Origin of the sequence: Prevotella melaninogenica, assembly GCF_003609775.1 — a bacterium.
GTDB classification, from domain to species: Bacteria; Bacteroidota; Bacteroidia; order Bacteroidales; family Bacteroidaceae; genus Prevotella; species Prevotella melaninogenica_A.
In genome coordinates this window covers 1,263,450-1,289,593 of record NZ_AP018049.1, presented here as the reverse complement: position 1 = coordinate 1,289,593, position 26,144 = coordinate 1,263,450, and the positions used below count along the sequence as shown (strand labels likewise).

The following is a 26,144-nucleotide window of genomic DNA, read 5'->3' as shown; positions in this document are numbered from 1 at the left end:
GGTTGTTTCTTTTTCCTCTCCGAGAGATGCAGACAACCTCTCGCTACGCGTCGAGAACGTCTGCATCTCTCGGAGAGGGACACTCTTTTATTGCACTTCGTTTTGGAACTTGCATTGCCTCTTCTATCTCATACATAGTAATCCCACGGTCTTTCAAAATAGTATAGATTTTACCATTTTGAATACGACTCTCTATTTGTGTTGTTTTCAGCTTTAACACATCAGCGATAGAGTTTTCTATTACTCCATTTATCACATCATATTGAGAGCTAACTTTTTTATCCTCTTCCTTCATCTTTGGCGCAATAATCTCTATTGTAAAATCATCATCTGTTCCAGAGAAGGGGTTAATCATTTTCTCTAAAGACTGTCGAAGTCGTTTGATATCTTCACGGGACCATAAAAGGTGAAGGTCTGTAAACTTCAAGATTGTTCCTGTGGGAGATGCCAAAGGAAAAGAAAGGTTAGTATCTATTGTTTCATGTGGAATATTTATTGTGTCAAACTCACTATGTTTACTAACTTCAAAGGACCTCCAATCAACATAAAGGACCTCTGTCTTATCGCTATCTACGCTTCGAGTAGTTAAGACCAAATTTCTAGCTAATCGGTCACATGACATACGTCCAATACCCTTAGCACCAGCATAGTGGCGTTTGAACTTACTTCGGTATGACGTGTCTTCAGTACCATCACTTTTTGCGGAATATGCTACAAATAGCCATTTGTTAATTAGATCGTCTTTTGACATACCTTTGCCATTATCTGCAATGGTTATATAATCGTCATCAAAAGTGATTTCAACCTTAGAAGCATGTGCGTCGTATGAATTCTTAACCAACTCCAGTATGGCAATATCGGGACTTGTTATCAAATCCCGACCAAGAATATTTTTCAACTCAGCACTAACTTTAAATTGCAAATTATCTTTCATACTAAAACATCTGTTTGAGTACATAACCTGCCTGCTCGGCAAATAATGGTGGAATAGCATTACCCACCTGAGAATAGCGAGGCACTTCTATTCTACGCATTTTTCCTCCTGTTGTATATTTCTTTTTTATCTCATACCAATCTGGGAAAGACTGAATACGAGCACATTCACGAACCGTCATAATACGAGGCTCAGAGTAATGTAGGTAGTCATCGGGCTGCCCAGTGATAGTCGGAGATACAGTAGCAGGATCCAAAACAGTAATGCTTCTTTGTCTGATTCCCCAATTCTCACGAGTCTTCCCATCAATACGTTTTCCACGTTGAGGATATTCTGCTAACAAATGCTGGTAGCATAGTGTTTTCTCAGCTGTATGCCTAGCAAAGCTATGACTATCAGGAATCTCATGCCCTTTTGGATAATCCCCTCTCATCAATTTTTCATAATTGGTTAATTTCCCACTACGATATTTCCCAGAACTAAAACCTTTACGATCAGGTGTTGGAACTTCACCGTTACTACGCAATAAATCAGAAATTGCCTCTTGCAATGTAGTTGTTGGTTTCAATCCTTTATCTTTTAAGAATTGGTCACGATTAACCAACAGCAACTGCTCAAAATTATCTGGAGTTCCTAAATCTTTATGAATACCAACCAAAATAAAACGTTTTCGACGCTGAGGTACACCATAATTTGAAAAATCAAAAACATGGGGTTTTACTTTATACCCAAGTTTTTGTAAACCACGTATAACCTTGTGTGAATAAGGCTCTGCGTCATTATCATTTTTCTTATCAAAAGCATAAGTAAAGCCCTTAACGTTCTCAAATAGAATCATCTTTGGTCGAACTAAATCTATGAACTTAATATAAGAAAATACCAATTGGTTACGAACATCACTTTCTATACGCTTACCTGCCATTGAAAAGCCCTGACACGGAGGACCTCCTGCAACTAAATCCACTTTATTTCGTAATTCTTTTAACTGCTGAGAATAATTCTTCAGAACTTCGTCAATATCATGTGGTGTTTGTGGCAACCACTCTGGCCATGAGAAATGTTTTTTGTCATCTATTAGATTATATTTCAATGTTTCAAAAGCAAAGGGATTTTTTTCTATAGCGAATAACCCATTCCACCCAGCTTGATATAAGCCAAGTGATAAGCCCCCTGCTCCTGCAAAGAGATCGATGACTGTATATTCTTTCTTTTTCATTTAGGTTGATAAAAAACGTAACTATAATTGCAAAAACTAAATTCTGCAACACTTTAGTTTTATTCTAATAATAAAACATGAGCAACAAAAAGTTGCCTATGCTTTCTGTTATACAGCAAAAGTCTGCAACAAATCGAATAGTTTACATGGCAAAGATACAAAAAAAATGAGAATATCATTCCTTTTATAAATATATTTTCATCATAAGAGAATATATGATATGTTTGAACGCCATTTATGATACGTTTTGCCGTTTAATGCGGTTGATTTTGCAATAATATCTTCATACTCTTTGGCATAAGAACAGCCATATCAAAGCTCTCTGGCTTCGATATGGCTGTTTTAAGTAGGTTTACTTTGTGCAACCTATAATATAGAACGGCTTACTTCTCCTTTTCTGACTGCATCGTTACTTCTATTCGGCGGTTGCTCTTGATAAGGTTTTGGGCAATACGCTGGATGTCGGCAGCTGTGATGTTACGCACGATTGTCTTGTAGTCCTTGTCAAAGTCAACTCCGTGGCGCAGCTGGTTGTATATCACGTAGAGCCAGTAGTCATTGGTAACAGAAGATTGGTCGTACTGTTTTAGGAGATATTCCTTCACCTTCTGCAGACTTACTGCCTCTGGACCCTTATTGGCAATATGCTCAATCTGCTTTGTGATGATTGGCATTACCATGTTATACTTGTCTGGGTCGGTATCAAAGGCAATCTTCAACATGGCGTGAGGATTACTTGTTGCGTTCAGACTCTGCTGTAGTTTCACACCATACACTCCACCTTTCTCCTCGCGGATAGAGTCGGTATAGGCGATAGACAATACACGCTTGAAGATGTCGAGTTCCAAATCAGCCTTAGCTGTGTAAGGTTCGTCCCATGTGTAGAAGACGGTTACACGTGCCAATGGCGTCTTCATCTTCTTTTCAAAGCGGTGTGTCTCGTTGCAGTTGCGCACGTCAGGATAAGTCTTTGCAAAGGTTTCCTTCTTGCCTGTTGATGGCAGCGAAGCAATGTATTGCTCCAAGAGAGGGCGCAACTGAGCGATGTCAATGTTACCCATGATAATCATCTTGAAGTTAGAAGCATTGCTGAAACGTTCCTTGTAAATCTCGAGAACACGGTCATAGCTTACCTTGTCAAGCGAAGCTGCCTTAAGTGGTTGTACACGTGGTGAGTTGCCATAAACGATGGTAGCGATAGAGTCGTTGTAGCTAACGTTTGGACTTGCCTCACGGTTGGTGAGGAAAGAACGCATACGGTTAACTTCTGACTGGAACGCCTGATCATCACGACGGAGGTTGGTAAAATACAAGTAAGTAAGTTCAAACAGCGTACGAATGTCCTTGATAGATGAGTTACCGCTGATAGACTGTGTTTCATTGCCTACACCAGCGTTGATACGTACGGTCTTGCCAGCTAAGAACTTGTTGAGTTCTGTTGCACTGAAGCGGCCAACACCACCTTCTTTTACAGCAGCTGAGATAAACTGCGTGTTAATCAAATCCTTGACAGGATAGAGGGATGAACCACCTTCTGCAAAGAAGTTTAGCGTTACTGCATCCTTCTGATAGTCGGTCTTCTTGAAAAATACTTTCACACCATTGCTCAGTGTGATTTCTGTCGTTCCGTGCAAGCCAGCTTTCTCGCTCTTGATACGTCCCTTCTTCGGTAACGTCTCTATAAGTTTATCGTCCAACTTCTTCTCAACATACTTAGGATAGGTCTTTGCCTGTGCATCGAGAACCATCTGCTCGAACTGCGCATCTGAGGGAACATTTACGCCAGCCTTGTCGGGAGAATATATAACAAGCACCTGATTCTTATTCGTGATAGCTTCACGCATAGCAGCATTCACCTCGTTGAGAGTCACCTCGTTAAAGAATTGATCATCGAGTTGCTTGTCGTATGCTTCGGTGGTAATCGGTTCGTTATCGAAAAAGTTCTGCTTAGCACGGCGCACATAGTAAGAATTGCGACGGTCGTTACGCTCATTGTATTGGCGGTCAATCACCTTCTGGCGGAAGGCTTTGGCACGAGTAAGCTCTGATGGAGTAAAACCATGCTGACGAATCTGCTCTATCGTACCCACTGCAGCATCGAAAGAACCCTTTACATCCTCCTGACGAGCACCGAAAGAAAGAACAAAGGCATCTTTTGTACGGCTAATCAAGAACTGTCCCAATCGTGCAGAAGCACTCAAACAAGGTTTTGGATTCTTGTCCTGCATCTCGTTAAGGCGTTCGCCAATCATATAAGAAAGCAAGTCGTCAACATATCCGTCTCGCTGATACTTTACAGTAGACTTCTCTGCATCTGGTGTAGCCTCACGCTTCATATAAAGTGTAACGAGCATGATAGGCTGTTCAGAATCTTTCAGCGAAGCCACAATCATCTTGTCGTTGTCGCTTACTGGGAAGTATTCACGATGAGTAGCATTCTCAGGCATTGGGATGGCAGAAAAGACAGACTGTATCTTCTGTTCCATCTTGTCTACGTCAATATCGCCCACAACGATGATTGCTTGCAGGTCTGGGCGATACCACTTGTGGTAATAGTCACGAAGAGCCTTGTAAGGGAAGTTGTCTACAATCTCCATCTTACCGATTGGCAGGCAGTCCTCATACTTTGTACCACGATAGATAATTGGCAACGCCTCTTCCAACATGCGTTGTGAAGCCATACCAGCACGACGTGTGCGCCACTCTTCGTGAATAACACCACGTTCCTTGTCTATCTCTTTGTCCTCAAGGTCCAAGTAGTGACTCCAGTCGTGGAGGATAAGTAGGGTAGAGTCGATGGTAGATTCGTGCTTTACAGGTACGGAACTGACGTTGTAAACTGTTTCGTCAACAGAGGTGTAGGCGTTGAGATTGGTACCGAACTTAATACCATGTGCCTCACACCAATGTACGATACTTGGTGAAGAAGCAGTGTTCTTGAAGTTCTTACTACCATTGAAAGCCATGTGCTCAAGGAAGTGAGCCAATCCTCTTTGGTTTGGTTCTTCAAGAATACTTCCCACACGCTGTGCAATGTAGAAGTCGGCTATTCCTTTCTCCTTGGCATTGTGGCGTATATAATAAGTCATACCATTCTTCAACTTACCCATACGGAAGCTGTTGTCGGTAGTGACATTCTGCGCCATAGCACCTGTTACGAGGAGCAGGAGCACAAGCGCATTGATGATTCTTTTGTTTATTAACATAATATGTGATTGATTCCTTTTATAATTCTTTTATGTCTGTTTGGTAATTACTCTGGGGTAGCTGTCATCTTACTAAGGCTTACTTGCTTTGGTCTTAATAGCATATTGTACTCTTTTAAGTGCTCCGCACGAGTGGTGCGGAGGCTCAGCACCACTTGTGCGAACGCTTAGCACCATTCGTGCGGACCAATAGTAAGACTGTTAGAAGGTGCAACCAATGGTCAGTCTGCCCGTTGAATAGTTCCTACCTACAAGGTAAGCGTTGCCGTCATTAGTGTGGCGATGAGTAAAGTCAAAGGCAGTGTAGGTTTTCATCTTTGTCCCCGGAAGTACAAAGGCATACTTAACGCCAAGTTGAAGGGAGTATTGCGGGTCTGTAAGATACTTATACTCACAATACATTAGTACGTCCATCGTAGGAAAACCATTCTGCTTATCAGAAGGTTGTGCCAATGTTCCATCCTCGAAAGCATCACCCTTTCCCTTCTTGTAGGCAAAGCCTGCTTGTAGTGAAAGTACTCCCTTTCGGAAAAGGAGGTTACGTGTAAGACTTGTATAAGCCTCTGTTGTGTGGATGTCCTGACGTCGGAAGTAAGGGTAGCTGTAGCCCGTCTGCTTGCGGTGAGAGAAGTTTGCCCCCGCTTCAATCGTCCAGAGAGGTAATTCGTTTATAACGCCATAATAGCCCGTATAGCCAAGATGTACGTCGTTCCACGCCTTGTTAGCACTCTTCACAGGGTCAAGATACTGATAGAAGTATGCCCCTTGTTCGTTTTTGTTAGAACGAAAAGCATTCATCTCGTTGACAAGATTCTCGCTTGAAAAGCTGAAATCGAGATGATGTATCTGCTTGTCGAGAGTCAAAGATAGGCGTGATTGATAGTCATAGATGTTGCTATGATGATCGGAGTGAACTATCGTATAGGGTGACTTCCTGCCGTAATAACCTTTGCGATATGTACCGCCAAAGTTGTTAAACCATGAGAGATTAGGTAGGATGTCCCAGCTAAATTGTAGTCCTAACCCATGATATTCATTGAGCATCGGTTGCTCTCTGTTGCTGTCGGTAAAGCCTGAACTGCTGAATTGTTCGGTCTTGCCAATCCACGGGCCATAGTTGATATAAGATGAAAACTCTTGTGCATTTGAAGCGTAAGTACTGAAAACTACACTCTCCGTGTTACGTCGATACGTATAGTTAAGGCCAAGACTAACAGACCGTAGTGGTACATATACGCCCGTTGTAAGGGCTAAGTTCATTAGCTTTGTCTTATGTCTTAAATCCTTATACTTAGCAACGTTTGCTGCAGTGAAGTCCACCTTTGTACCAATGGCAAGTCCTTTATATATCTCCCAAGACAATGCTCCCATAAGATTATAGGTGTCACGATGCTTTGTGCCAGCATGGTTTAGCGAGTCTTCTACGATATCAAAGGGCAGACGCTGGGTCTGTATGAATGCTGAACCAGTCATGTTGCGCCCAGAGAAGTTGTCATAACGCATACTTCCCGATAGGACAATCCTGTCCGTCAAACGATAGAATGAAGACACGTTGGCACCCGCTTGCACGGTACGTGGTGACTCGTCATAGTTGACAAAGCCTCCCTTGCCATATTGTGCATAAACTTCAGCCAAAGAAATGTTCTTTGTCTTAAATCGTGTCAAAGCTGCAGCATTGTCACTTCTCAGCCATGCATCGCTATTGGCAACGAAGCTAAAATCACGATGGAGCAGACTATCTTTAGCCTGCTCCTGTGCGTTGAGGCTGGCAGAGAGGGCTGCTCCTGCCAGTATAAGTGTCATGAACCTATATTTCATCTTACAGGTTATGTTCTTTTACCATCTATTTTATTAGTCTCTAAGTGAGAACTGTTTGCGCTCGTGGAAGTCAGAAGTAGAGTTGTTAGTGTCCATGTAGACAATCTTTGCTCCATTCTTCATAGATGCTTCAGCATCGATACCACTTGGGTCTGTGCCATACTTGTAGTTATAAACCAACTTAGCGGTATTGCCTTCAATCTTCTTTGTCGCTTCAGCATCCACGTTACGATATACGCTATGACCAAGTTTGATAGTCTGCTTTACATAACCAGCATCCACGTCAGAGCCGAAACGCTTTTTACTCTTACTCTCGTTAATATCCTGATAAACCTCAATACCATCAAGAATCCAGTCTGTTGGGACCTTCAAAACAGCATTTACATTTGTCTGTGCTTTGCCCGGTGCGTATGTGATATTGCTTGCATCCTTAGCAAAAGCAGCAGGTGTTGTGCCCTTTGTTTGGAAGATAAAGAAGGCTGGAGAAGACTGACTAAGTGGCCAAGCATTGGCAGGACCAAAGTTTACTGCCTTAAGATATTGGCTGGATGGAATAACATTTGAAGGTGTTGGATAATAAGATGTATTGTTATAGCCAGACTCTGGATCGTACATTGTGTAATAATCCTTGTTGGCATAGTTGACGCTCTTAGAATAGGTCTTGGTGTTGTCTATAGCCCCCATACAGCTGATAACAACCTGTGAATAAGGCTCGATAACCAATGAATTCTGGAAGTACCATATACCTGCAGTTGCTGGAACCCAGTTCTGAGATACGTATGATGGCTCCGTTGCACCTGCACTATACCATGCATTTGCACCAGAATGTGCATTGTATGGGTCTAACATACCAATAGCCAAGTTGCTGATAACCGCAGTCTTACCACCATTGTTATAGAGGATAAAACCCTTGTCTGATTGGAAGAACTTCTTGGGGTCTTTATCGTCTGGTACGCCAGTTGTGTATAGTTCCTTGATGATAACTTGGTCAGCATTCTGATCAGGCAATTGGAAAGTAACGTTCTTTACATCTGATGCTTTGATGACTTGTACGGTACCATCGTTATGTGTCACAACCATATTCCATGTTTGTGCGTTGATGTTGCTGATGAAAGCAAATACAGCAACAAGGAGAAGTAATATTTTCTTCATATCTTTTTCTATTTAATTTCTAATGTTATTCTTACTTATTCATAAACTTAAAGCTCTTTGTAGGTGTGCGGAGAATGTAGACACCCTTAGGTAAAGACGAGAAATCAAGGGCAACTCGTCCCTCACCATCTGCTGTTACTGAGCTGATTTGTGTACCATTAAGATTGTAAATAGCCACTCTTGCACCTGCTTTCAATCCACTAACCTCAGCATTACTGAAAGAGAATTGAGGTGTGTTAGATTCATTCTTTGGGTCATTAGAAGGTACACTACTAATACTTGTTGTCACCTTCTTCTCAATGAAGCGGTAGTCCTGCACGCCTGTCAGTGCTGTTGATAACTTCTTACCCTCACAAGTAATAACAAGGTCGTTGCCTTCTATGGTTATAACTGGGTATGAATCCAAAGCAAACTCGGTCTTGGTACCATTCGTTTCGGTCAAGACAAGGCAGGTTATCATCTTTTCTTGTACTGTCTGCGCAAAGCCACTAAGGGGTATGAACGACAGTGCTAAAGCGATAAGCCCTATAAAACTTATTTTCTTCATAAACATTGTTTTTAATTTATACTATCTTTATTTCTCTTTTAATTCACGATACGTTTCTTCGACATTACTAATGGTAAGGTTACTATGCGAGGAGAGTCTACTGCAACGACCACCTGCGACTTGGCACCATTGAAGAAATAACGGTAATCTACTGTCTCCTTTCTTGCAGAGCTGCTGACCTTATACAACCCAGAAGGAACACTGAAATGCGCTACTCCCTCAGTGTCTGTACTATCAACGAAGGTGCTTGCCACAGCGTCTTGTAACTCTACACGTAAGCCTTCATACGAGCCATCGTATGTGCTTGGAAACTCTAACTTCACATCAAAGTTGACTACATCAAGTCCTTCATCATAGTCAGCACATGAAACTAACAGCGTCATCACGCATACTGCAAGTAAACAAAATATCTTTCTCATTATATCTTCAATCTTAATGAAAGTCCATAATAGAAACTCGGAACATATCCACTACCAAAGAGACTTGTTTCAAGTCCTGTCTGAGTAGAGTGTACCTGAGCAAGTGTGTTGAAGAAGTTATTGGCATAAAACGATATAGATACGTGTTTGCCTATTTCCTTTGTTACACTCAAGTTAGCCGACCAGAACGCACTCAACTTATTCGGATTCAATGTGTAAGGATAGTTGGTTCGCACAACCAACTGTGTCAGGTCGTTGTATAATCCTCTGTCATTCGTTGCTGCCCAACGTAATTTCTCTGCAAAGGGAACTAATGTTTCTGGTGCATCCCATGTGCTGTAATACTCAGGATAGACGATTACTGTTTGATTTTCTGCCTTACCATTATATGGCTCACCAAAGTATTCATTGCCACTATTCACAACATATCCACGACTGCTGGTGGCTCTGCTGTAAGTATAGAGTGAACTTTCCAAACGCAAAGCTACGACGAGTCGAATCTTTGGTATATGTGTCGTCAATGTGACATTCATATCTACTTGACCACTGACAGAGCCATTTGATGGTGAAGCATTGGCGGTATAGTTGGTTGAAGTAGCTGCACCACCACGGTAATAACCAATATACTGATAGAGTCTACCGTCTGATTGACGTGTGTTAAGACTTACAGGAACATCCGCAAAGAGGGTTTCGTCCTGTGCTTTATAATGATAATACTTACCATCTACACGCACCTGTGTGCGGAGCAACTTAATCTGCTTGAAGTCTATAATCCATTCTAAGCCATAGCGACTCAATGGGTCAGCATTCACATATTTCGTATTGGTGACGTAGGTGTTACGTTCGTCATAACCGAGAACGACTGGTGTTTTCGCACCACTGGCATCGCTCACAGTCACAATACCTGTCTGTGGGTCAATCGCAAAGAGTCGATTAGCCGCATCAATACCGCTCGCTTGAAGTTTAGCAGGTGATGTGTATTTATAGGTGAAAGGTGTGTAAGTGTTTGTTGCCATGTAAGGATTGAAAGTCTTACTATGGAAGAATGAAAGGTTGATGTCCGCAATTTTTGTTCTCAGTTCCACACCTAAATCCCACTGGTTGGCATATTGCCATTTCAAGTCAGCATTGTATCGTGCCTTTGAAGGGTGAGTGTAATAGGCGTAATAAGAGCGATTATTAGCATCACTGGTAGATGAGAATGCCAACATATCACGATAAGATGGAGAAGGGTAGAGTACTTGGAAACTCGGAAGCTTCACGCTCTTTCCCCATCCTGAATGCAAGCTAAGACTGTTCACCCAACTTTCTTGTCCGAAGCGAAGCATATAGCGCATATTCAGTCGTGGTGAAAGACTACCCACTGTTCCATATTCTGAGCCAGGAATAGAGGTAATATCCTCACGTACACCCGCTGTCAATTCAATGTTCTGTTTGGCATTTACAGCCATTGATAGCTTGTCTTCGGCATAGAGTGCCATATTGTTTAAAGCGGGAAGGACATCAAAACGATATTCACGCCATGTTGGTGCATAGCGCATATTCTCGTAGTATGTTCCCTTTCCTTTGTTCTTACTGCTGGTCCATTCTGCACCAACAAGTAGGCGATTGCGGAACTTTCCAAATGATTTATTCCAATTAGCCTTCAGCTTCAAGCTATAGGTTAATGGTTTCGAGTCGCCAAAGCCACGAAGATACCAATAACCCGTAGGACCAAGGATGATGTTGGCAGAAGGGTTCTTATCGTAGTCTTCAGCAATGTTATATCCTTCCGTCAAAGTGTGGATATAAGGTTGTGTAGAACTACTACTCTCATTGCTATAGCTTTCTGAGCGTTTATCAGCGTAGGTGAAGGCAGCTGTAAAATTCAGATTGGTTATCCATGACTTGTTCAATAACCAGTCAAGGCGCACATTACCACCCACATTATTGTCCTTAACCTTATAATAACTGTCCAAGTTGCGGTCTGGGTCTGCCTTTGAATCATAGCCTCCCACGCCACCATTCAGACCAATATCCAAGGTAAGAGGTTGTGTCTTCTTCATAAAGACATTCATATAGTGCAACGATAGAACGTTGCGCTGATAAGCAGTGTAAGGCGATGCTGCATCCGAGAAAGAGCGTGCATGCTCAAGGGAGAAGTTGATAAGTCCAGCGTTCTTGCCTAAGTCTAATCCTTTGTGAAGGGCTATCTGGCGGGTGTGTTGGTTGATACTTCCTTCCAAGATGAAAGGCGAACTACCTCTACGGGTCTTCACTTTTACTACACCATTGGTGAGGTCGCCGTATTCTACAGAGGCAATACCGGGTACTACCTCCACACTTTCAATGTTAGAAGCACTTACCCCCCGTGTACTTACACCAGCTGTTTCACCCATCATAGCATTGTTGTTCAGACGAACACCATCCACTTCTATGGCTGTACCAAACGACGCGTTGCCTCGCTCTGATGAACCGCTTCGCAAAGTCAATTTGCTATCATTCATCAGAGAAGGGTTCACACTCTTACCACCCGGTAAAAGCTGGGCAATATCGCCCAAAGTCATTATCTGTTGATTGTCCAACGTCTTACGGTCAATGGTGTAAGAGGTTGTTATCTCGTCCTTCTTTCGATGTGCAACAACTTGTACTTCATCGAGTTGAAGGTTGTCTTCGGCAAGGCGCACGTTGAGCGTGGCACCATCATTATTAATGGTGACAACTATTGTTTGTTCTGCATAACCAAGACAAGATATTACCGCTGTACACTTTCCTTTCGGTACGTTTTTTATCGTGAAACAACCTTTTTCGTCCGTAAAAGCGTATAAGCGATTTTCCTTCAATGTGACTGATGCGTAGGCTATAGGCTTACGATCATCCTTCCCCACAACACAACCTGTTAGTGTCTGTGCAATTCCATTGATACTTAGTCCGCAAAATACAATAGACGCTATTATCCTATTCGTGAAGTCCATGAATTGCAAAGGTAGGACGAATCTACTAACTCTACAATACTCAAAAATAGGTATTTATTTGCTTTCCTCTATAAATAGGAAATGCTTTTATCATATTAGATAAGCTCCTTCTGATATATGGAATGATAAGGGACAGCCTAATGTGTGAGAAGAAACGATATCTAACACTTTATGAGTAGTAGAATTTTGTAAGGTTATAAACCGCCCAGATGATTGGTGTTAAGCCTCCGCACTATTGGTGTTTAACGTCCGCACCATGCGTGCGGAGCCTCCGCACGTTTGAAAAGAAATTGTATCTGTTATATTGAAGTTCCTCTTGCAGATGTAAACTTTATCATTTTTTGTAAGGGATAATCATCTAAGAAATAGATGCTATACCCCAAAAAAGAATAAATAAGATGCCTAAAGCGACGGATGTAAATCTAATTATGCGGTCTTTAACGATACTCCCATTAAAAAGGACGAGTCCTATAACGCTAAGTAAGAAGAAAATAAATACTTTTTTATAAGTATAAAATATAACATCAAGAAATATCCAGAACGAGGAGCGAGGATTGTTTATTTCGCTTAAACCAAAATAACGGTTAGTTTGTTCGGTGGTTGCGTTATGTTCGTTATTTAGTGTGTAGAAAATAACTTTCTCCCCCTTTTTGCCATCGTGTTGTAATGTCATCCACCAGCCTGGTCTGCTTGTTGAATAGATAGTTGTATCTCCTTCTATTTTTAAGCAAGCTTTTGTCGTTTTCATACTTGTACTATACCACATATCTACAACACCCTCTTTCTGTTGCAAATGTTGGTAATTAGATATGGCTCTTTCTATGACATAATAATTAATACAAAGGCTAAATATGATAAGCACTATCGCTATTAATTTTGAAAGTGTCTGATGCTTCAATAATAATGATTTTTCTTCTGTTCTCATCTTTTTTTTGATTTGTTGCCATGTTGAGGCTCTTTGTTCTTTGGTCAAATTAAGATGTTGTAGCCAAGCCTATAAGAAATAATGTCAGAAATGGGATTGTCCAAGAAACTGTTCTGATAATTTTATATTTAGTAGTTTTGTCATGATATAGAAGCTATGATAAACATAAGAAAACTTACACCTAAAACCACAATGCTTAAAGGTAGGACAAAACGGTCTCGGATTATTTGAAAGTTAAAAAGGATTATTCCGATGGTACCAAGAGCCAACCAAATAAGAACGGGTTTATAGCAAGGAAAAAGCACATCAAAGAATAACCAAAATGAAGTTCGTGGGTTATCTTTCTCGCATAATCCATAGTAAGGTATTCCTTCTTTCTCATTTTTCACTTCATCCTTAACAGTATAGAAAGCAACAGTTTCACCCCTTTTCCCATTATGTTGAAAACATAGCCAGCCATCATAACGTTGAGTTATATACGTATTAGTGTCATTATTAATTTTTAGAGTAGCATCGTTAAACTCTCCACCTGTATGATTCCAATAGGAAACAACTCCTTCTTTATACTCAAGATTGTTTATTTTGTGGCATGTGTTACTTATCGTAACAAAGTCAACATATAAACAGCAGCAGATGAAAAACAAACCGATAGTATAAGATGTTTTCCTATGGCTTAGAAAGAGTCTTTTAGCCTTTTTTTCTATTAGGGAGATATTTATATCCATTTTTATTTAGTTTTTACATTTTTTGCATTACGCGCTTTTTGTTCTGTAGTGAGAACTTTTTCGTAGTCTTTTTTCTTATTTTCCAGTAACTTATTACATATTCCTCTACTAAGATCTATTAATAAATCTATAGCGAACATATGTCCGAAAGGATTTATCCCTTTTTTTAAATCTGAACCAAGCCCTTTGCCAATATTATAATCCTTTCCTGTTTTAAGAGTATACTCTTCTTTCATGTAATATGCACCTGTAGATTGTGTAAGTTTGTCTGTTGACGAAATCTTTTCTATTGATTTAGTACTCGTAGCTTTATATTTCCAGTTGGCTTTTTCTTCGACCGTTTCCCAACTCTTTTCCTCAATGTATCCCTTGGTCGTGCTTAAGTATCCTTCACGTTCATAACTCATCTTTTCATAAGATGTAATAGAATAGCTTTTCCTTTTTCCAATTTTTCCAACTTTTCCAATATTACTTTTGGCATCAAATAAATCTTTTTGTCCATCATCATTACCTAAAATGGATGTTACTTCATCCTCCTCCTTTCCTTTTGTATAGTTATAAACTCCAGCTTTTTTGTATATACTTTCTTTCCCTTCCTTTACCAATATTCCGATGCCATACGATGCCCCGCCAATCATACTTGCTTCTAATGTGTAAAGGAATGCTGCCTTACTACTAACAGCTAAGGCTGCTGTAAACCCTCCCTTGAAACCTATAATTGCAGTTCCTGCTCCCTTAAGAACAAATGGAAGTGCAAATGCTATTGCTGCGACATTGGCAATCTCGGTGTTCGATTTCATTGCCACCAAAGCAGCATACGCCTCTGCTGCTTCTTTAGAGAACATTATCTTAATCGTTCCGCCTTTTGAACAGATAGAAAAAGAATCATCCAAGAGGGCATTATAACCACTTACTATGACAGAAGGACTGTAGTTTTGCCAAGGACCCATGCAACGTGCACATCCGCATGGCGACACTCTGCCCAGGATTCCTCCACCGACAGCACCAGCTGCCCCCGCCAGACCTATAATGGCACATGCTCCTAATCCACCTGTTCCCACGACGCATGCTGCAATGACCATTGCACAAATTGCTACACCTATGGCGTCTGCAAGAGCTTCTTTTTTGCAGCCAAAATCAGTTTTTACCCTATCTGCTGTTGTTGCCATTAAATGTCCGCCATCGATTTTCACTGTTGACTGGCTTGTTACAAGCATTTGTTGTGTGCTTGTTCCTTCAGAACATACCAGCCAAACATTTTCAGGAATATATAACTTGCCCATTATTGTTTATTCAATTAATGATTATACTTGATATGAATTTCATTCGTAAAGACTGCCATATCATTAAGTTTCTCTTGTAGGTGACAATGACATTCTTGTATACATAAGGGGACTCCTGAGAGGTGGAATGTACATTTGATTTTCATTCCATAGTTCATCGGAGTTTGTAGATAATCATTTAGGCTGCTGTTGTAAACCCCTGAAAGTTCTTTCTGTATCTCTTTCATGGAACTATATTCTTGAGTAACAATAATTCCTTTTGTTTCATCTGCACGAGCGAAAGTCTCTTTCAATAAAAATCTAATCTTATGTGAAGAGAAAAAGTTGGAGCTTAAAGTGAGGTCTGTTTCACGATGCCGCACCTCACCCAAAGTCTGATCTCCCCAAAAGTCAGGGCAGAGTAATCTGTATCGCAACGTTTCTTTAATCACTTTCAATGTTTGGCTATAATCAGTATCCATAGCCTGACTTATTTTTTCCCCAGTAACGTCGTCAGCAAGCAATATCTGTGCTTCCTTTGTCTGTTTGAGTTTATTCCACCGTTCGTAAATCTCTTCTTGATTGACAATTTTTGCAATCTCTCCATTAGGGTTAATCCCTAAGACAAGATGATAAAGTGGTTGTCCAAGGAAAGAAATGGTATCTGCCAATGGCTTGTACTCTGGAGATATCTGTCGCTTGATAATTTCCTTGCAATCAATGATACTGATAGCATGACCATCTTTTTCTTCTTGTTTTACGGAAAAACGCTGTATGGTTTGTGCCTGAATTAAATTCTGTCCTCTCATTTGCAGTTCTGTTGCCTCATCAATAACTATATCTTCGCAGGCAAGAGTAATGTCTCCATAAAGAAGATTAAGCCTGTTAGGATTATGTCTCCGTCTAAACTCGGACAAGTCAGCTGGCAGAATTATTATGTCAACTCCAAATAGATTTGGACGAGATTCTGTTATAAAAGTATTAGAGTGCCTGTTATGAAACTCAATAATGTCGTCCACATTAATTTGTAGCTGGTCTGCAATACTTTGCAACGTATCCCCCTGTTTAACTGTATAGATTCTGTTTTCTTCTTTTATCATATTTTTTGTTTTAATTCTTATGAAAAGGTGGACAGATTTCTAATATTATTTTGTTTATGATTTCGTTTATTTGTATTGTAAAAGGTCCCTAAGGACCTCTACCTCATATTTAGCAAAGATAAATATAAATTCCTAAAAACAAACATTTTGAGGATATAATTTATTTTATCAAAGAATTGTTATGTGTTTTTAAGTAGTGTAGCATTAGGCTATTCTGTTTTATTTTGATTTATTGTCATTTTGAGGCTTGTTCTTTGGTCAAATTAAGATGTTGTAGCCAAGCCTATGAGAAATAATGTCAGAAATGGGAGTGTCCAAGAAGCTGTTCTGATAAACTTGTTTTTTACGGTTGTCATATTAAAATAGAGGCATCCAACTATGCCAGGGATGAATAAAAAAATATTTGATTCAAATATATAGCTTAGAATATCCATAAATAGCCAAAAGGTGTGGCGAGGAGAGTCTATTGTACTCAGTCCAAAATAGCGTATTTGGTTTTTGTTATTTCTTTTTATCTTATCGTTGGTATAGAATATCACTTTTTCTCCCTGCTTACCACTATGTTGCAAGCATAACCAACCACCAAACCTCTCTGTCGTATAAGTGTTACTATCATCTTTTATATTCATGGTCGCAGTATTGTATTTTCCCCCTGTACGCTCCCAATAAGATACAACACCTGTTTTGAGATTGAGGTGTTTATATATGTCATTGGCATTATAAAATGCCGATGATAACACACATAGACCGCATAGTATAAAGATAATTGCAATACAGCTTGTTAAGACTTGATGTGAAATGAAATAACTTCTTAATGGTAAAAGTTTCTTTCCAATATTCATTTTGTCTTTACATTACATTTATGGATTACCATTTCTCGAGTGATATAACCTATTGCGTAGCTCCTGAGATTCTCCCTAACCCTTTTAGTATATCCGTAATAATTAGGAACTCATCACACGCTCCACCTTTGTATGCCAATTATAAAGTAATTCACTTAAAATTAATTTTGCTGTCATTGCTGTCATTCAAGATTATAACATAACTGATTAGTTTACAGTAGGGTTATGTGAAATGTTAAAAGTGACAGCAAATTAAAACAAAACTTTTTTTGCAAGCTGTGTAATAGCCCCCACTCTTGTTAGGGGCTTTATTAGTCCGTGTGTTGGAAGGAATATCAATCTTGAGGTTAGATAGTTCTTTAGAGGACTAAAGAATCTCTAAGACCTCTTGTACATCCTTAATATTCTTCATATTTTCAACGATAAACTGTACATCCTTGCGGTCGTGGACTTGCATCTCGATCGTTCCCTCAAAGATGCCATTATCGCTGGAGATCGTAACCTTACGGATATTAACACCCAATTGGTCGGAGAGGACATCAGAGATGTCGTGCAGCATACCACTACGGTCAATACCACGAATCTCAATCGTTGCATCGAAGAACAAACGACGGTGCATGTCCCACTTAGCATCTAAGATTCTACCACCGTAGCTTGCTTTTAGCTTTGTGGCTACTGGGCAAGCACGTTTATGAATCTCGATATGATTTTTGTTGTCAATATATCCGAGGATATCATCACCTGGGATAGCATGGCAGCAATGTGGGAAGAGATAGCGATGTATGTTTTCTTCATTGATGAAGATAGGCTTCTTTCTGTTGAGCTCTTTGGTTACAACGATTAAGCCTTCTGTACATTCTATGTCCTTAGCCTCTACAGACTCAGTAGTCTTCTTGCCATTTGACTTTAAGAAAGGAACATAACGGCGCCAACCACCTGAGGTAACTGTCTTCTCAGACTTTGACTTTCCACGAAGTTCATTCAAGTCAGTATCGCCAAGGATAACGGTCTTGTTTCCAACGGCAAGGAAAAGACTGTCATGCTTATGGAGGTCGTGTAGTTCGCAAAGCTTGTCTAAGGTGGCAGTTGTCATCTCAAGGTCGTGTGCCTTTAGCCACTTCGATAGCTGCTCTTCGCCTGCCTTCTGTAACTCACGGCTCTCACGTCGCAAGATAGCTTGTATTTTTGCTTTTGCCTTCGCTGTAGACACAAAGTTAATCCATGAGGGATTGACGTGTTGCGACATCGAAGTCAGGATTTCTACTTGGTCACCACTTTGAAGTTTATGGCTCAATGGGACAAGTTTATGGTTGACCTTTGCACCGATACAGTGACTACCGAGGAAGGTGTGGATTTGGAAAGCAAAGTCGAGTGCCGTACAACCTGCAGGCATTGTCTTAATCTCACCCTTCGGTGTAAAGACAAAGATTTCAGATGCAAAGAGGTTAAGTTTGATAGCATCGAGGAAGTCCATAGCATCTGGCTGTGGGTCATCGAGGATTTCCTTTATCGTACTGAGCCACTCATTCAATTCGCCCTCATCCTCAGTGATCTCACCGCCATCTTTGTATTTCCAATGTGCAGCAAAGCCCTGTTCAGCTAATTCGTTCATGTGTTCAGAACGTATCTGAACCTCAATCCAACGACCTTTGGAAGACATCAATGTTACGTGCAAAGCCTGATAACCATTAGCCTTAGGATGGTTCACCCAGTCGCGCAGACGGTCAGGATGACTCTTATAAATCTGACTGATAGCCACATAAATTTGGAAACAGTTGTTGATTTCCTCATCAGGTGACTTTGGTTTATAGATGATACGTACGGCAAGGATATCGTATATTTCTTCAAAAGTGACGTGTTTGTTCTGCATCTTATTCCAAATAGAATAAGGACTCTTTACACGTGCTTTAAGTTCATATTCAAAGCCCATCTTGTCAAGTTCGGCACGGATAGGTGCTGTGAACTGTTCAAAGAGGGTATCACGCTGCGCCTGTGTTGAAGCAAGTTTCTTCTCAATAGAGGCGTATGCTTCAGGATGTTCGTAGCGGAAGCTTAGGTCTTCCAGTTCAGTCTTAATCTTATTTAGTCCCAATCGGTTTGCAAGTGGTGCATAGATGTAGAGGGTTTCACCTGCAATCTTATACTGTTTGCTTGCTGGTTGGGATTCAAGGGTGCGCATGTTGTGCAGACGGTCGCATATCTTGATAAGGATAACGCGTATGTCGTCGCTCATCGTGAGCAGAAGCTTCTTGAAGTTCTCTGCTTGAGCAGAAGCCTGTTCGCCAAAGATACCACCAGAAATCTTGGTTAATCCGTCAACGATTTGTGCAATCTTAGGACCGAAGATATTTTCCATATCTTCCACTGTATAGTCGGTATCTTCTACGACATCATGTAAGAGGGCTGCACAGATACTTGTTGCTCCGAGTCCCATCTCTTCACAAGCAATTTGGGCAACGGCAATAGGGTGCATGATATAAGGTTCGCCCGAGAGTCGGCGCACACCCTTATGCGCTTGTCGAGCGAAGTTGAAAGCCTTGGTAATGATATCAACCTTCTTTCGATGACGTGAAGCAAGATAGGTATCAATGAGATGCTGAAAGGCATCATCTACCATCTTCTCATAGTCAATCTCCTTAACTTCAATATTGTCCTTGTCCATTGTGCATCCTCCCGTTATATATAATAAGGTAAAAGAATCTTGTTAGTATAATATGGCTTCTTGGCTTGTATTAGTAGCCGCGATAGTCATGTTAGGCTCTTCGCTTGGTGTTTCGTTTTGGTAAATCTGATCTTTGAAGTCTTTGAACTTCTCAATCATCTCAGAAGGTAGGCGTAACTTAGCTACGCCATTTGTTGCATAAGCCTTGATTAAGCCTTGTCGATACTGTGGGTTAAGTACTTTCAAATCGTCCACATTCATACCTAATACATTGGCAATCTTAGCAAGTGTAACGTCTTTCTCTACAATGATCGTATCACAGCGGTTGGGTAGACCTGTTGATAAAGGTGTGATGTCGTAATCTGCATAGTAGTTCATTACATAATTAGCAGCAATGAAAGCAGGAACATAACCACGTGTCTCCTTTGGTAAATGCTGATAGACAGCCCAGAAGTCAGCACCACCACCAGCCTTTGTGATAGCACTGCTAACACGTCCCGGTCCACAGTTATAGGCAGCAAGTGCCAATGTCCAATCGCCAAATCGTTTGTAAAGGTCGCTCAGCATACGTGCTGCAGCGTAGGAAGACTTCTCTGGGTCGCGGCGTTCATCAATATAACTGTCAATCTGAAGGTCATATTGTTTACCGGTTGTTGCCATGAATTGCCATAGTCCTGCTGCTCCCACACGTGAGGTAGCATTGGGATTTAAGCCTGATTCTATCACAGGAAGATACTTCAACTCTAATGGTAAACCATAGAAACGCAGTGCTTCTTCAAAGATAGGGTTGTAATAACGTGCACGTCCTAAGAGGTAAGAAGTTGATTGGCGTCCAGCCTTTGTGTAGCGATCGATATATTTCTTAACTTCCTCATTACAGGTCATTGTCATCACATTCGATAGATTACGCATCTTACGATCTATAACTTCCATGCCGTTTTCTGGCTCTGTTGCATTCGTAGAGGGTGTATTCTTAAACCCTGTTTCTATACCACTATTATAGAACTTATCATCTATATAGTCTACGTCAACATATCCTGCCATCGTTTCTGATGCATCAGGAATCATCACACTCACAGCTTTACCACGGCTGTCAACAACTGTTTGCTGTTGTGCATACAATCCGCAGGTTGCTCCCATTGTAACAAGGAAGGAAACAATATATCTCTTTCTACTCATTATTTCTTAGTTAGTTAACGCAAATACAGTGCGCTGCTGCTTAGAATGTCAGACTACATCCAATACCTATTGCCGATGAACGGAAAGGATTGTTAGGTGTAGCGATACTCTTATTTGATATGACCGTCGGTGCAATATGCAGTGAGAGGTCATCTGATATGTCAAAGTCGGATAAGGAAGCGTCTACGTAAGCATCAATAACTGACAAGGCATAAACAGCAATAGTAGTAAAAATACTCAGGTCACGCCATCTACGATAGCGGTCCTTGCGCTGTTTGAAGATGTTCTTATAACGTTCTTCATTGGCAGGGGTAATCGTAGCTCCGAGGTGTAGGAAGTTATTATAACTCTGCGTTGTTGGGTCATTATCCATAATGTCCATATAAGCCTGCGCATAATCATGGTACATTTGGTTGTTCCATGTCATGGCATAAACGCAGCCAACAAAGCCTCCGTAAAAGATTGGTAGTTTCCAGTACTTACGGTTGTAGACCTGTCCAGCACCAGGAATGACGAGTGCAAGCCACAAAGCACGCTTAGGATTAGGGCGCCACTTAGACCAGTCGCGTCCCTGTTTCTTTACCATGCCGACACTATCCTTTCGCAGAACAGAAGTGAGTTTACCCTCATCATCTGGTGTGAGGATAGCCTTCTCTTCTATATATTTATCCTGCGAATTAGGTATCTCAACGACTGCGGAGTCGCCTGGATATATCACCTTTAACGTGTCATGGGGCAGATCTTGTGCCTGCATGACCGTAACACTGGTGAGTATTCCGGCTATCAACAGTCCTTTGAGGATTCTATTCTTCATCTTCATCACTACCCTTTGTCTTGCTTAAGTTACTGGTTTGAAACTTTCGCTACTTCTTCTTTGCCTTGTAGTCAGCCACTTGTTGAGGCTTTCTAATGCTTGTGAATAGTTATTCTAAACCAGAATACTTGCTTATCTTATACTTACTAATACCTTAATCTTTCCGTATGGGAAGTATTACTTCATCTTATCCATCACTTCCATGATGTGAAGTAATTCCTCTTCTGATGCAAACGGAATACTAATCTTCCCCTTTCCATCAGCGTTACAACTCATCTGTACCTTCGTATCGAAGAATGATGAGAGTCGCTGCTTGAGGATATTGAACTCCTCTGGGAGTCGGGTGCGTGCAGAGATTTTCTTCTTTGCGCTCTGTATATCTTCTCCGTTATTGAGTTGCTGACACAGTTCTTCAACCTTGCGAACACTATATCCGTTCTTTAAAATCTCACGATAGAGTTTCAATTGCAGTGAAGGACTATCCAAAGAAAGCAATGCACGGGCATGTCCCATGTCTATTTCTTTCTTTTGCAGACCCATCTGTACCAATGCAGGAAGCTTCAACAAACGAAGGTAGTTAGCAATAGCAGCACGGCTCTTACCCACACGCTCTGCTACACGCTCCTGTGTCATTCCGCTCTTTTCAAGCAGATGTTCGTAAGCCAAAGCAATCTCAATCGCATTCAAGTCCTCACGCTGGATGTTCTCAACCAGCGCCAACTCCATTACATTCTCGTCCTTAATCGTACGGATATAGGCTGGAACAGCTTTCAAGCCTGCCAACTGACTGGCACGCCAACGGCGTTCACCAGCAATAATCTGGAAACGGTTCTCGTCTACCTGACGTAAGGTTATTGGTTGAACGAGTCCTAATTCACGGATACTATTCGCCAACTCTTCCAACGCAACAGGGTCGAACTCACGACGAGGTTGGTTAGGATTGGCTTCAATCTGGTCTAAGGCAACCTCGTTGATGGTAGAACTTCCTTGTGTACTGACAGCTTCAGTAGATATTAAGGCATCCAGACCACGGCCGAGGGCATTGGTCTTTGCGTTTCGATTATATTTCTTTTGTACAGCCATAGTCTTTGTTTGGGAGTTAATGGAGTTAAGGAGTTAGGTGGAGTTAGTGGTTGTTATGCTCGATGCTACGATGTTCTTAGTTTCCAGTTCTTAGTTTCCAGTTCTTAGTTTCTTTATTTCTAACAGCTAATATATCTGTGATAGAAACATTAGTTTTACAACCAGAAAACAGTACGTCTGTAAGCCTCAAAGTACACCTTTACACTCCGTATCTTTCCCTTTTTTATTTCTTATTCTTTTCAATGATTTCCTTTGCAAGGCTAAGATGATTCTTTGCACCTGTAGAGTCAGCATCATAGAGGATAACTGGTAAACCATGACTCGGACTCTCAGAGAGTTTCACGTTACGCTGGATAACAGCCTTGAATACTAACTCTTGGAAGTGGCGCTTCACCTCATCGTAAATCTGACGGGCAAGACGTAGACGACTGTCGTACATCGTCAGCAGGAAGCCCTCTATCTCCAACTTTGGATTCAGCTTACTCTTGATAATCTTAATGGTATTCAACAGCTTACTGATACCCTCCAATGCGAAGTATTCACACTGCACAGGAATGATAACAGAGTCAGCTGCTGTTAAGGCGTTGACAGTAATCAAACCAAGTGACGGACTACAGTCAATCAGAATGTAATCGTATTCGTCGCGGATTGGAGCAAGCAGGCTGCTCATAACCTTCTCACGACCATTAAGCTTTAACATCTCAATTTCAGCTCCAACAAGGTCGATATGGCTCGGAACAATGTCCAATCCTTCTATGTCAGTTGTGTAGATAGCATCTTTTATGTCGGCATGGTCAATGATACATTCGTAAAGCGAACAATCCACCTCCTTGATATCTACGCCTAAACCGCTGGAGGCATTCGCCTGCGGATCGGCATCAATCACCAATACAGACTTCTCAAGCGTAGCTAAAGAAGCCGCCAAGTTGATGGTGGTAGTCGTCTTTCCGACGCCGCCTTTTTGGTTGGCAAGTGCGATAATCTTTCCCATTTTTCTATTTAATCCTATACATTTATTAGGCTACAAAGATACATATTTTATATGAGATAGGAGGGCTTTATAAACCTTTTTTCGTACTTTTGCACTGAAATCAAAGTGAAATTTATGAATTCTAAGAAACCACTCATACTTATATCCAATGATGACGGATACCACTCTAATGGTATTCGTACGCTCGTTTCATTCCTTACAGATTTTGCAGATGTTGTTGTCTGTGCTCCTGAAGCAGGACGTTCGGGTTTCTCATGTGCTTTCTCTGTGGTTGATTATCTGTTGTTAAAGAAGCGTCACAATATTCCTGATTGTGAGGTGTGGTCATGTACTGGTACGCCTGTTGATTGTGTGAAGTTAGCGTTAGACCAGATTCTTGTTGACCGAAAGCCTGATCTTATCTTGGGTGGTATCAATCATGGAGATAATTCTTCTGTGAATAATCATTACAGTGGAACGATGGGTATTGCGTATGAAGGTTGTATGAAATATATCCCTTCTATCGCCTTTTCAAGTTGTGATTACGATCCTAATGCAGATCTTTCTTACCAACGTGATTACGTAAGACTTATTGTCAAGAAAGTTCTTGCTGAGGGATTGCCAAAAGGTATTTGTCTGAATGTAAACTTCCCAAAGGTTGAGAAGTTTGCAGGACTGAAGGTGTGCCGTATGGGTTGGGGTAGTTGGACGAGAGAGGTTGAGGCTTGCAAGCATCCTCGTGGCTTTGATTATTATTGGATGACAGGTCATTATCGTAACGATGAGCCAGATGCAACCGATAATGATCAGTGGGCATTAGAGCATGGATATGTAACAGTTACGCCTTCGAAAATTGACGTGACTGATTATGAAGTGCTTGATAAGATGAAAACGTGGGAATCTCTTTAATCCTTTAATGTTATGAAGTATTACCTGATAGTTGGTGAAGCATCTGGCGACTTACATGCCTCACGCCTTATGCAGTCGTTGATGCAGTATGATGCAGAGGCTGAGTTCCGCTTCTTTGGTGGTGACTTGATGACGAAAGTGGGCGGTACACGTGTGAAGCATTATCGTGAACTTGCCTATATGGGTTTCGTCCCTGTATTGCTGCATCTACCTACCATCTTTAAGAATATGAAGATGTGTAAGGAGGATATTGTGCGTTGGAAGCCCGATGCGGTTATCCTTGTTGACTATCCAGGATTCAATCTTAATATCGCCAAGTTTGTAAAAAAGAATACCAATATTCCTGTCTATTACTATATCTCCCCAAAGATATGGGCATGGAAGGAATGGCGTATCAAAGCTATCAAGCGTGATGTAAGGGAGATGTTCTCAATCCTTCCGTTTGAAGTTCCTTTCTATGAGAAGAAACATAATTATAAAATACATTACGTTGGTAATCCTACTGCCGAGGAGGTTGATAATTTCCGTCATGTCTATTCAGAGTCAAAAGACGAGTTTTGTCAGTGTAACGGATTGTCTTCTAAGCCTATCATTGCTCTTCTTGCTGGTAGTCGTAAGCAGGAGATAAAGGACAATCTTCCTTCTATGCTTGAGGCTGCTCGCCATTTTGAGGATTATCAGATGGTGGTTGCCGCAGCACCTTCTATCACTGAAAGCTACTATAAGAAGTATTTAGGTGATAGTGAAGCAAAGATGGTAAAGACGCAGACTTACGAGCTTCTCAGTCATGCTACCGTAGCACTCGTTACCAGCGGTACTGCTACGCTCGAGACAGCCTTGATGAATGTTCCGCAGGTTGTCTGCTACGAAACACCTGTTCCAAAGTTGATTCGTTTTGCTTTTAAGCATATTATCAAGGTGCGTTTTATCTCTCTTGTCAATCTTATTGCTGATAAGGAGATTGTGCAAGAACTTCTTGCTGATCGCTTCTCTATTCGCAACATTGCTAATGAGTTGTATCGCATCCTTCCTGGTCAGCCTTTGCGTGAACGTATGTTAGCTGATTACCAACTTGTTCGTGAGCGTTTGGGTGATAAGGTGGCACCTGATAATGCGGCGAGGATTATGGTCGAAAAACTATCGGGTAGGCAGGTTTATGAGCTGTCAAGTGAATCTGAAAATGAGTTTGTTAGTGAGCAAACTTATGAATAAGTAGACTGCTTGAAACCATGTGTATTAGTAAAGTGGTACATTTGTTTTAGTCAAATAAGTCTATTGATTTCGAATTATTTTCACGAACAAAAAGATTTCTTTTCATGAATAAAAATATTTATTGTCGCGTAAATAATTATTTCTTTTCATGAAAATAATTTGCGATGAATAGATAAGTAAAAAAATAAGGAGAGCTCTTGGCTCTCCTTATTTTT

The 26,144-nt window shown here is 41.0% G+C and carries 20 protein-coding genes; 2 read left to right on the top strand and 18 right to left on the bottom strand.

The annotated features are described in order from the left end of the window. Positions 1–43: 43 nt before the first annotated feature. From PMEL_RS05285 to PMEL_RS05200, 18 genes are all read right to left on the bottom strand, one after another. Positions 44–934, bottom strand: coding sequence for an ATP-binding protein (locus PMEL_RS05285; protein WP_172586752.1), 891 nt, complete (start codon positions 932–934; stop codon positions 44–46). A gap of 1 nt (position 935) precedes the next feature. After that, a complete protein-coding gene (locus PMEL_RS05280) occupies positions 936–2,150 on the bottom strand; it encodes a DNA cytosine methyltransferase (RefSeq protein WP_120174292.1) in 1,215 nt (404 codons plus the stop codon). Positions 2,151–2,533: 383 nt separating this feature from the next. After that, positions 2,534–5,356, bottom strand: coding sequence for a M16 family metallopeptidase (locus PMEL_RS05275; RefSeq protein ID WP_120174291.1), 2,823 nt, complete (start codon positions 5,354–5,356; stop codon positions 2,534–2,536). A 201-nt stretch (positions 5,357–5,557) separates the two neighbouring features. Next, the gene (locus PMEL_RS05270) at positions 5,558–7,159 is read right to left on the bottom strand and encodes a DUF6850 family outer membrane beta-barrel protein (RefSeq protein WP_231999367.1); all 1,602 of its coding nucleotides are present in this window, start codon (positions 7,157–7,159) and stop codon (positions 5,558–5,560) included. A gap of 48 nt (positions 7,160–7,207) precedes the next feature. After that, the gene (locus tag PMEL_RS05265) at positions 7,208–8,326 is read right to left on the bottom strand and encodes a DUF4876 domain-containing protein (RefSeq protein ID WP_120174289.1); all 1,119 of its coding nucleotides are present in this window, start codon (positions 8,324–8,326) and stop codon (positions 7,208–7,210) included. Between the two features lie 31 nt (positions 8,327–8,357). Next, entirely contained in the window at positions 8,358–8,873 is a 516-nt protein-coding gene (locus PMEL_RS05260) for a T9SS type A sorting domain-containing protein (RefSeq protein WP_120174644.1), read from the bottom strand. Positions 8,874–8,911: 38 nt separating this feature from the next. After that, positions 8,912–9,292 carry a hypothetical protein gene (locus tag PMEL_RS05255; protein ID WP_120174288.1) on the bottom strand — a complete coding sequence of 127 codons (381 nt, stop codon included), beginning with the start codon at positions 9,290–9,292 and terminating at the stop codon, positions 8,912–8,914. Beyond that, complete coding sequence (locus PMEL_RS05250) at positions 9,292–12,246, bottom strand: TonB-dependent receptor (protein WP_120174287.1); 2,955 nt, start codon at positions 12,244–12,246, stop codon at positions 9,292–9,294. Before PMEL_RS05250 ends, PMEL_RS05255 begins: the two co-directional genes overlap by 1 nt. 358 nt (positions 12,247–12,604) lie before the next feature. Beyond that, positions 12,605–13,171 (bottom strand): hypothetical protein, encoded by a 567-nt coding sequence (locus PMEL_RS05245; protein WP_145985351.1) that lies wholly within the window; start codon positions 13,169–13,171, stop codon positions 12,605–12,607. A 140-nt stretch (positions 13,172–13,311) separates the two neighbouring features. Beyond that, entirely contained in the window at positions 13,312–13,896 is a 585-nt protein-coding gene (locus PMEL_RS05240; protein WP_120174285.1) for a hypothetical protein, read from the bottom strand. A 2-nt stretch (positions 13,897–13,898) separates the two neighbouring features. Next, positions 13,899–15,179, bottom strand: a complete 1,281-nt coding sequence (locus PMEL_RS05235) for a PAAR-like protein (RefSeq protein ID WP_120174284.1) — start codon at positions 15,177–15,179, stop codon at positions 13,899–13,901. Positions 15,180–15,193: 14 nt separating this feature from the next. After that, a complete protein-coding gene (locus PMEL_RS05230; protein WP_120174283.1) occupies positions 15,194–16,258 on the bottom strand; it encodes a LysM peptidoglycan-binding domain-containing protein in 1,065 nt (354 codons plus the stop codon). A 263-nt stretch (positions 16,259–16,521) separates the two neighbouring features. After that, positions 16,522–17,100: a hypothetical protein gene (locus PMEL_RS05225; protein ID WP_145985350.1), complete on the bottom strand. Its 579-nt coding sequence runs from the start codon at positions 17,098–17,100 to the stop codon at positions 16,522–16,524. 367 nt (positions 17,101–17,467) lie between these two features. Next, the gene (locus PMEL_RS05220) at positions 17,468–19,762 is read right to left on the bottom strand and encodes a RelA/SpoT family protein (RefSeq protein ID WP_120174281.1); all 2,295 of its coding nucleotides are present in this window, start codon (positions 19,760–19,762) and stop codon (positions 17,468–17,470) included. 42 nt (positions 19,763–19,804) lie between these two features. Next, positions 19,805–20,941, bottom strand: a complete 1,137-nt coding sequence (locus tag PMEL_RS05215) for a lytic transglycosylase domain-containing protein (RefSeq protein ID WP_120174280.1) — start codon at positions 20,939–20,941, stop codon at positions 19,805–19,807. A gap of 40 nt (positions 20,942–20,981) precedes the next feature. Continuing rightward, positions 20,982–21,761, bottom strand: coding sequence for a DUF5683 domain-containing protein (locus tag PMEL_RS05210; protein ID WP_120174279.1), 780 nt, complete (start codon positions 21,759–21,761; stop codon positions 20,982–20,984). 171 nt (positions 21,762–21,932) lie between these two features. Continuing rightward, positions 21,933–22,838 carry a ParB/RepB/Spo0J family partition protein gene (locus PMEL_RS05205; RefSeq protein WP_036924615.1) on the bottom strand — a complete coding sequence of 302 codons (906 nt, stop codon included), beginning with the start codon at positions 22,836–22,838 and terminating at the stop codon, positions 21,933–21,935. Positions 22,839–23,061: 223 nt separating this feature from the next. Further along, entirely contained in the window at positions 23,062–23,829 is a 768-nt protein-coding gene (locus PMEL_RS05200; RefSeq protein ID WP_120174278.1) for a ParA family protein, read from the bottom strand. A 114-nt stretch (positions 23,830–23,943) separates the two neighbouring features. Here PMEL_RS05200 and surE point away from each other — a divergent pair, with 114 nt between their 5' ends. Then, positions 23,944–24,717 carry a 5'/3'-nucleotidase SurE gene (surE, locus tag PMEL_RS05195; protein ID WP_120174277.1) on the top strand — a complete coding sequence of 258 codons (774 nt, stop codon included), beginning with the start codon at positions 23,944–23,946 and terminating at the stop codon, positions 24,715–24,717. Positions 24,718–24,729: 12 nt separating this feature from the next. Next, positions 24,730–25,929 (top strand): lipid-A-disaccharide synthase, encoded by a 1,200-nt coding sequence (gene lpxB, locus PMEL_RS05190; protein WP_120174276.1) that lies wholly within the window; start codon positions 24,730–24,732, stop codon positions 25,927–25,929. Positions 25,930–26,144 lie beyond the last annotated feature (215 nt).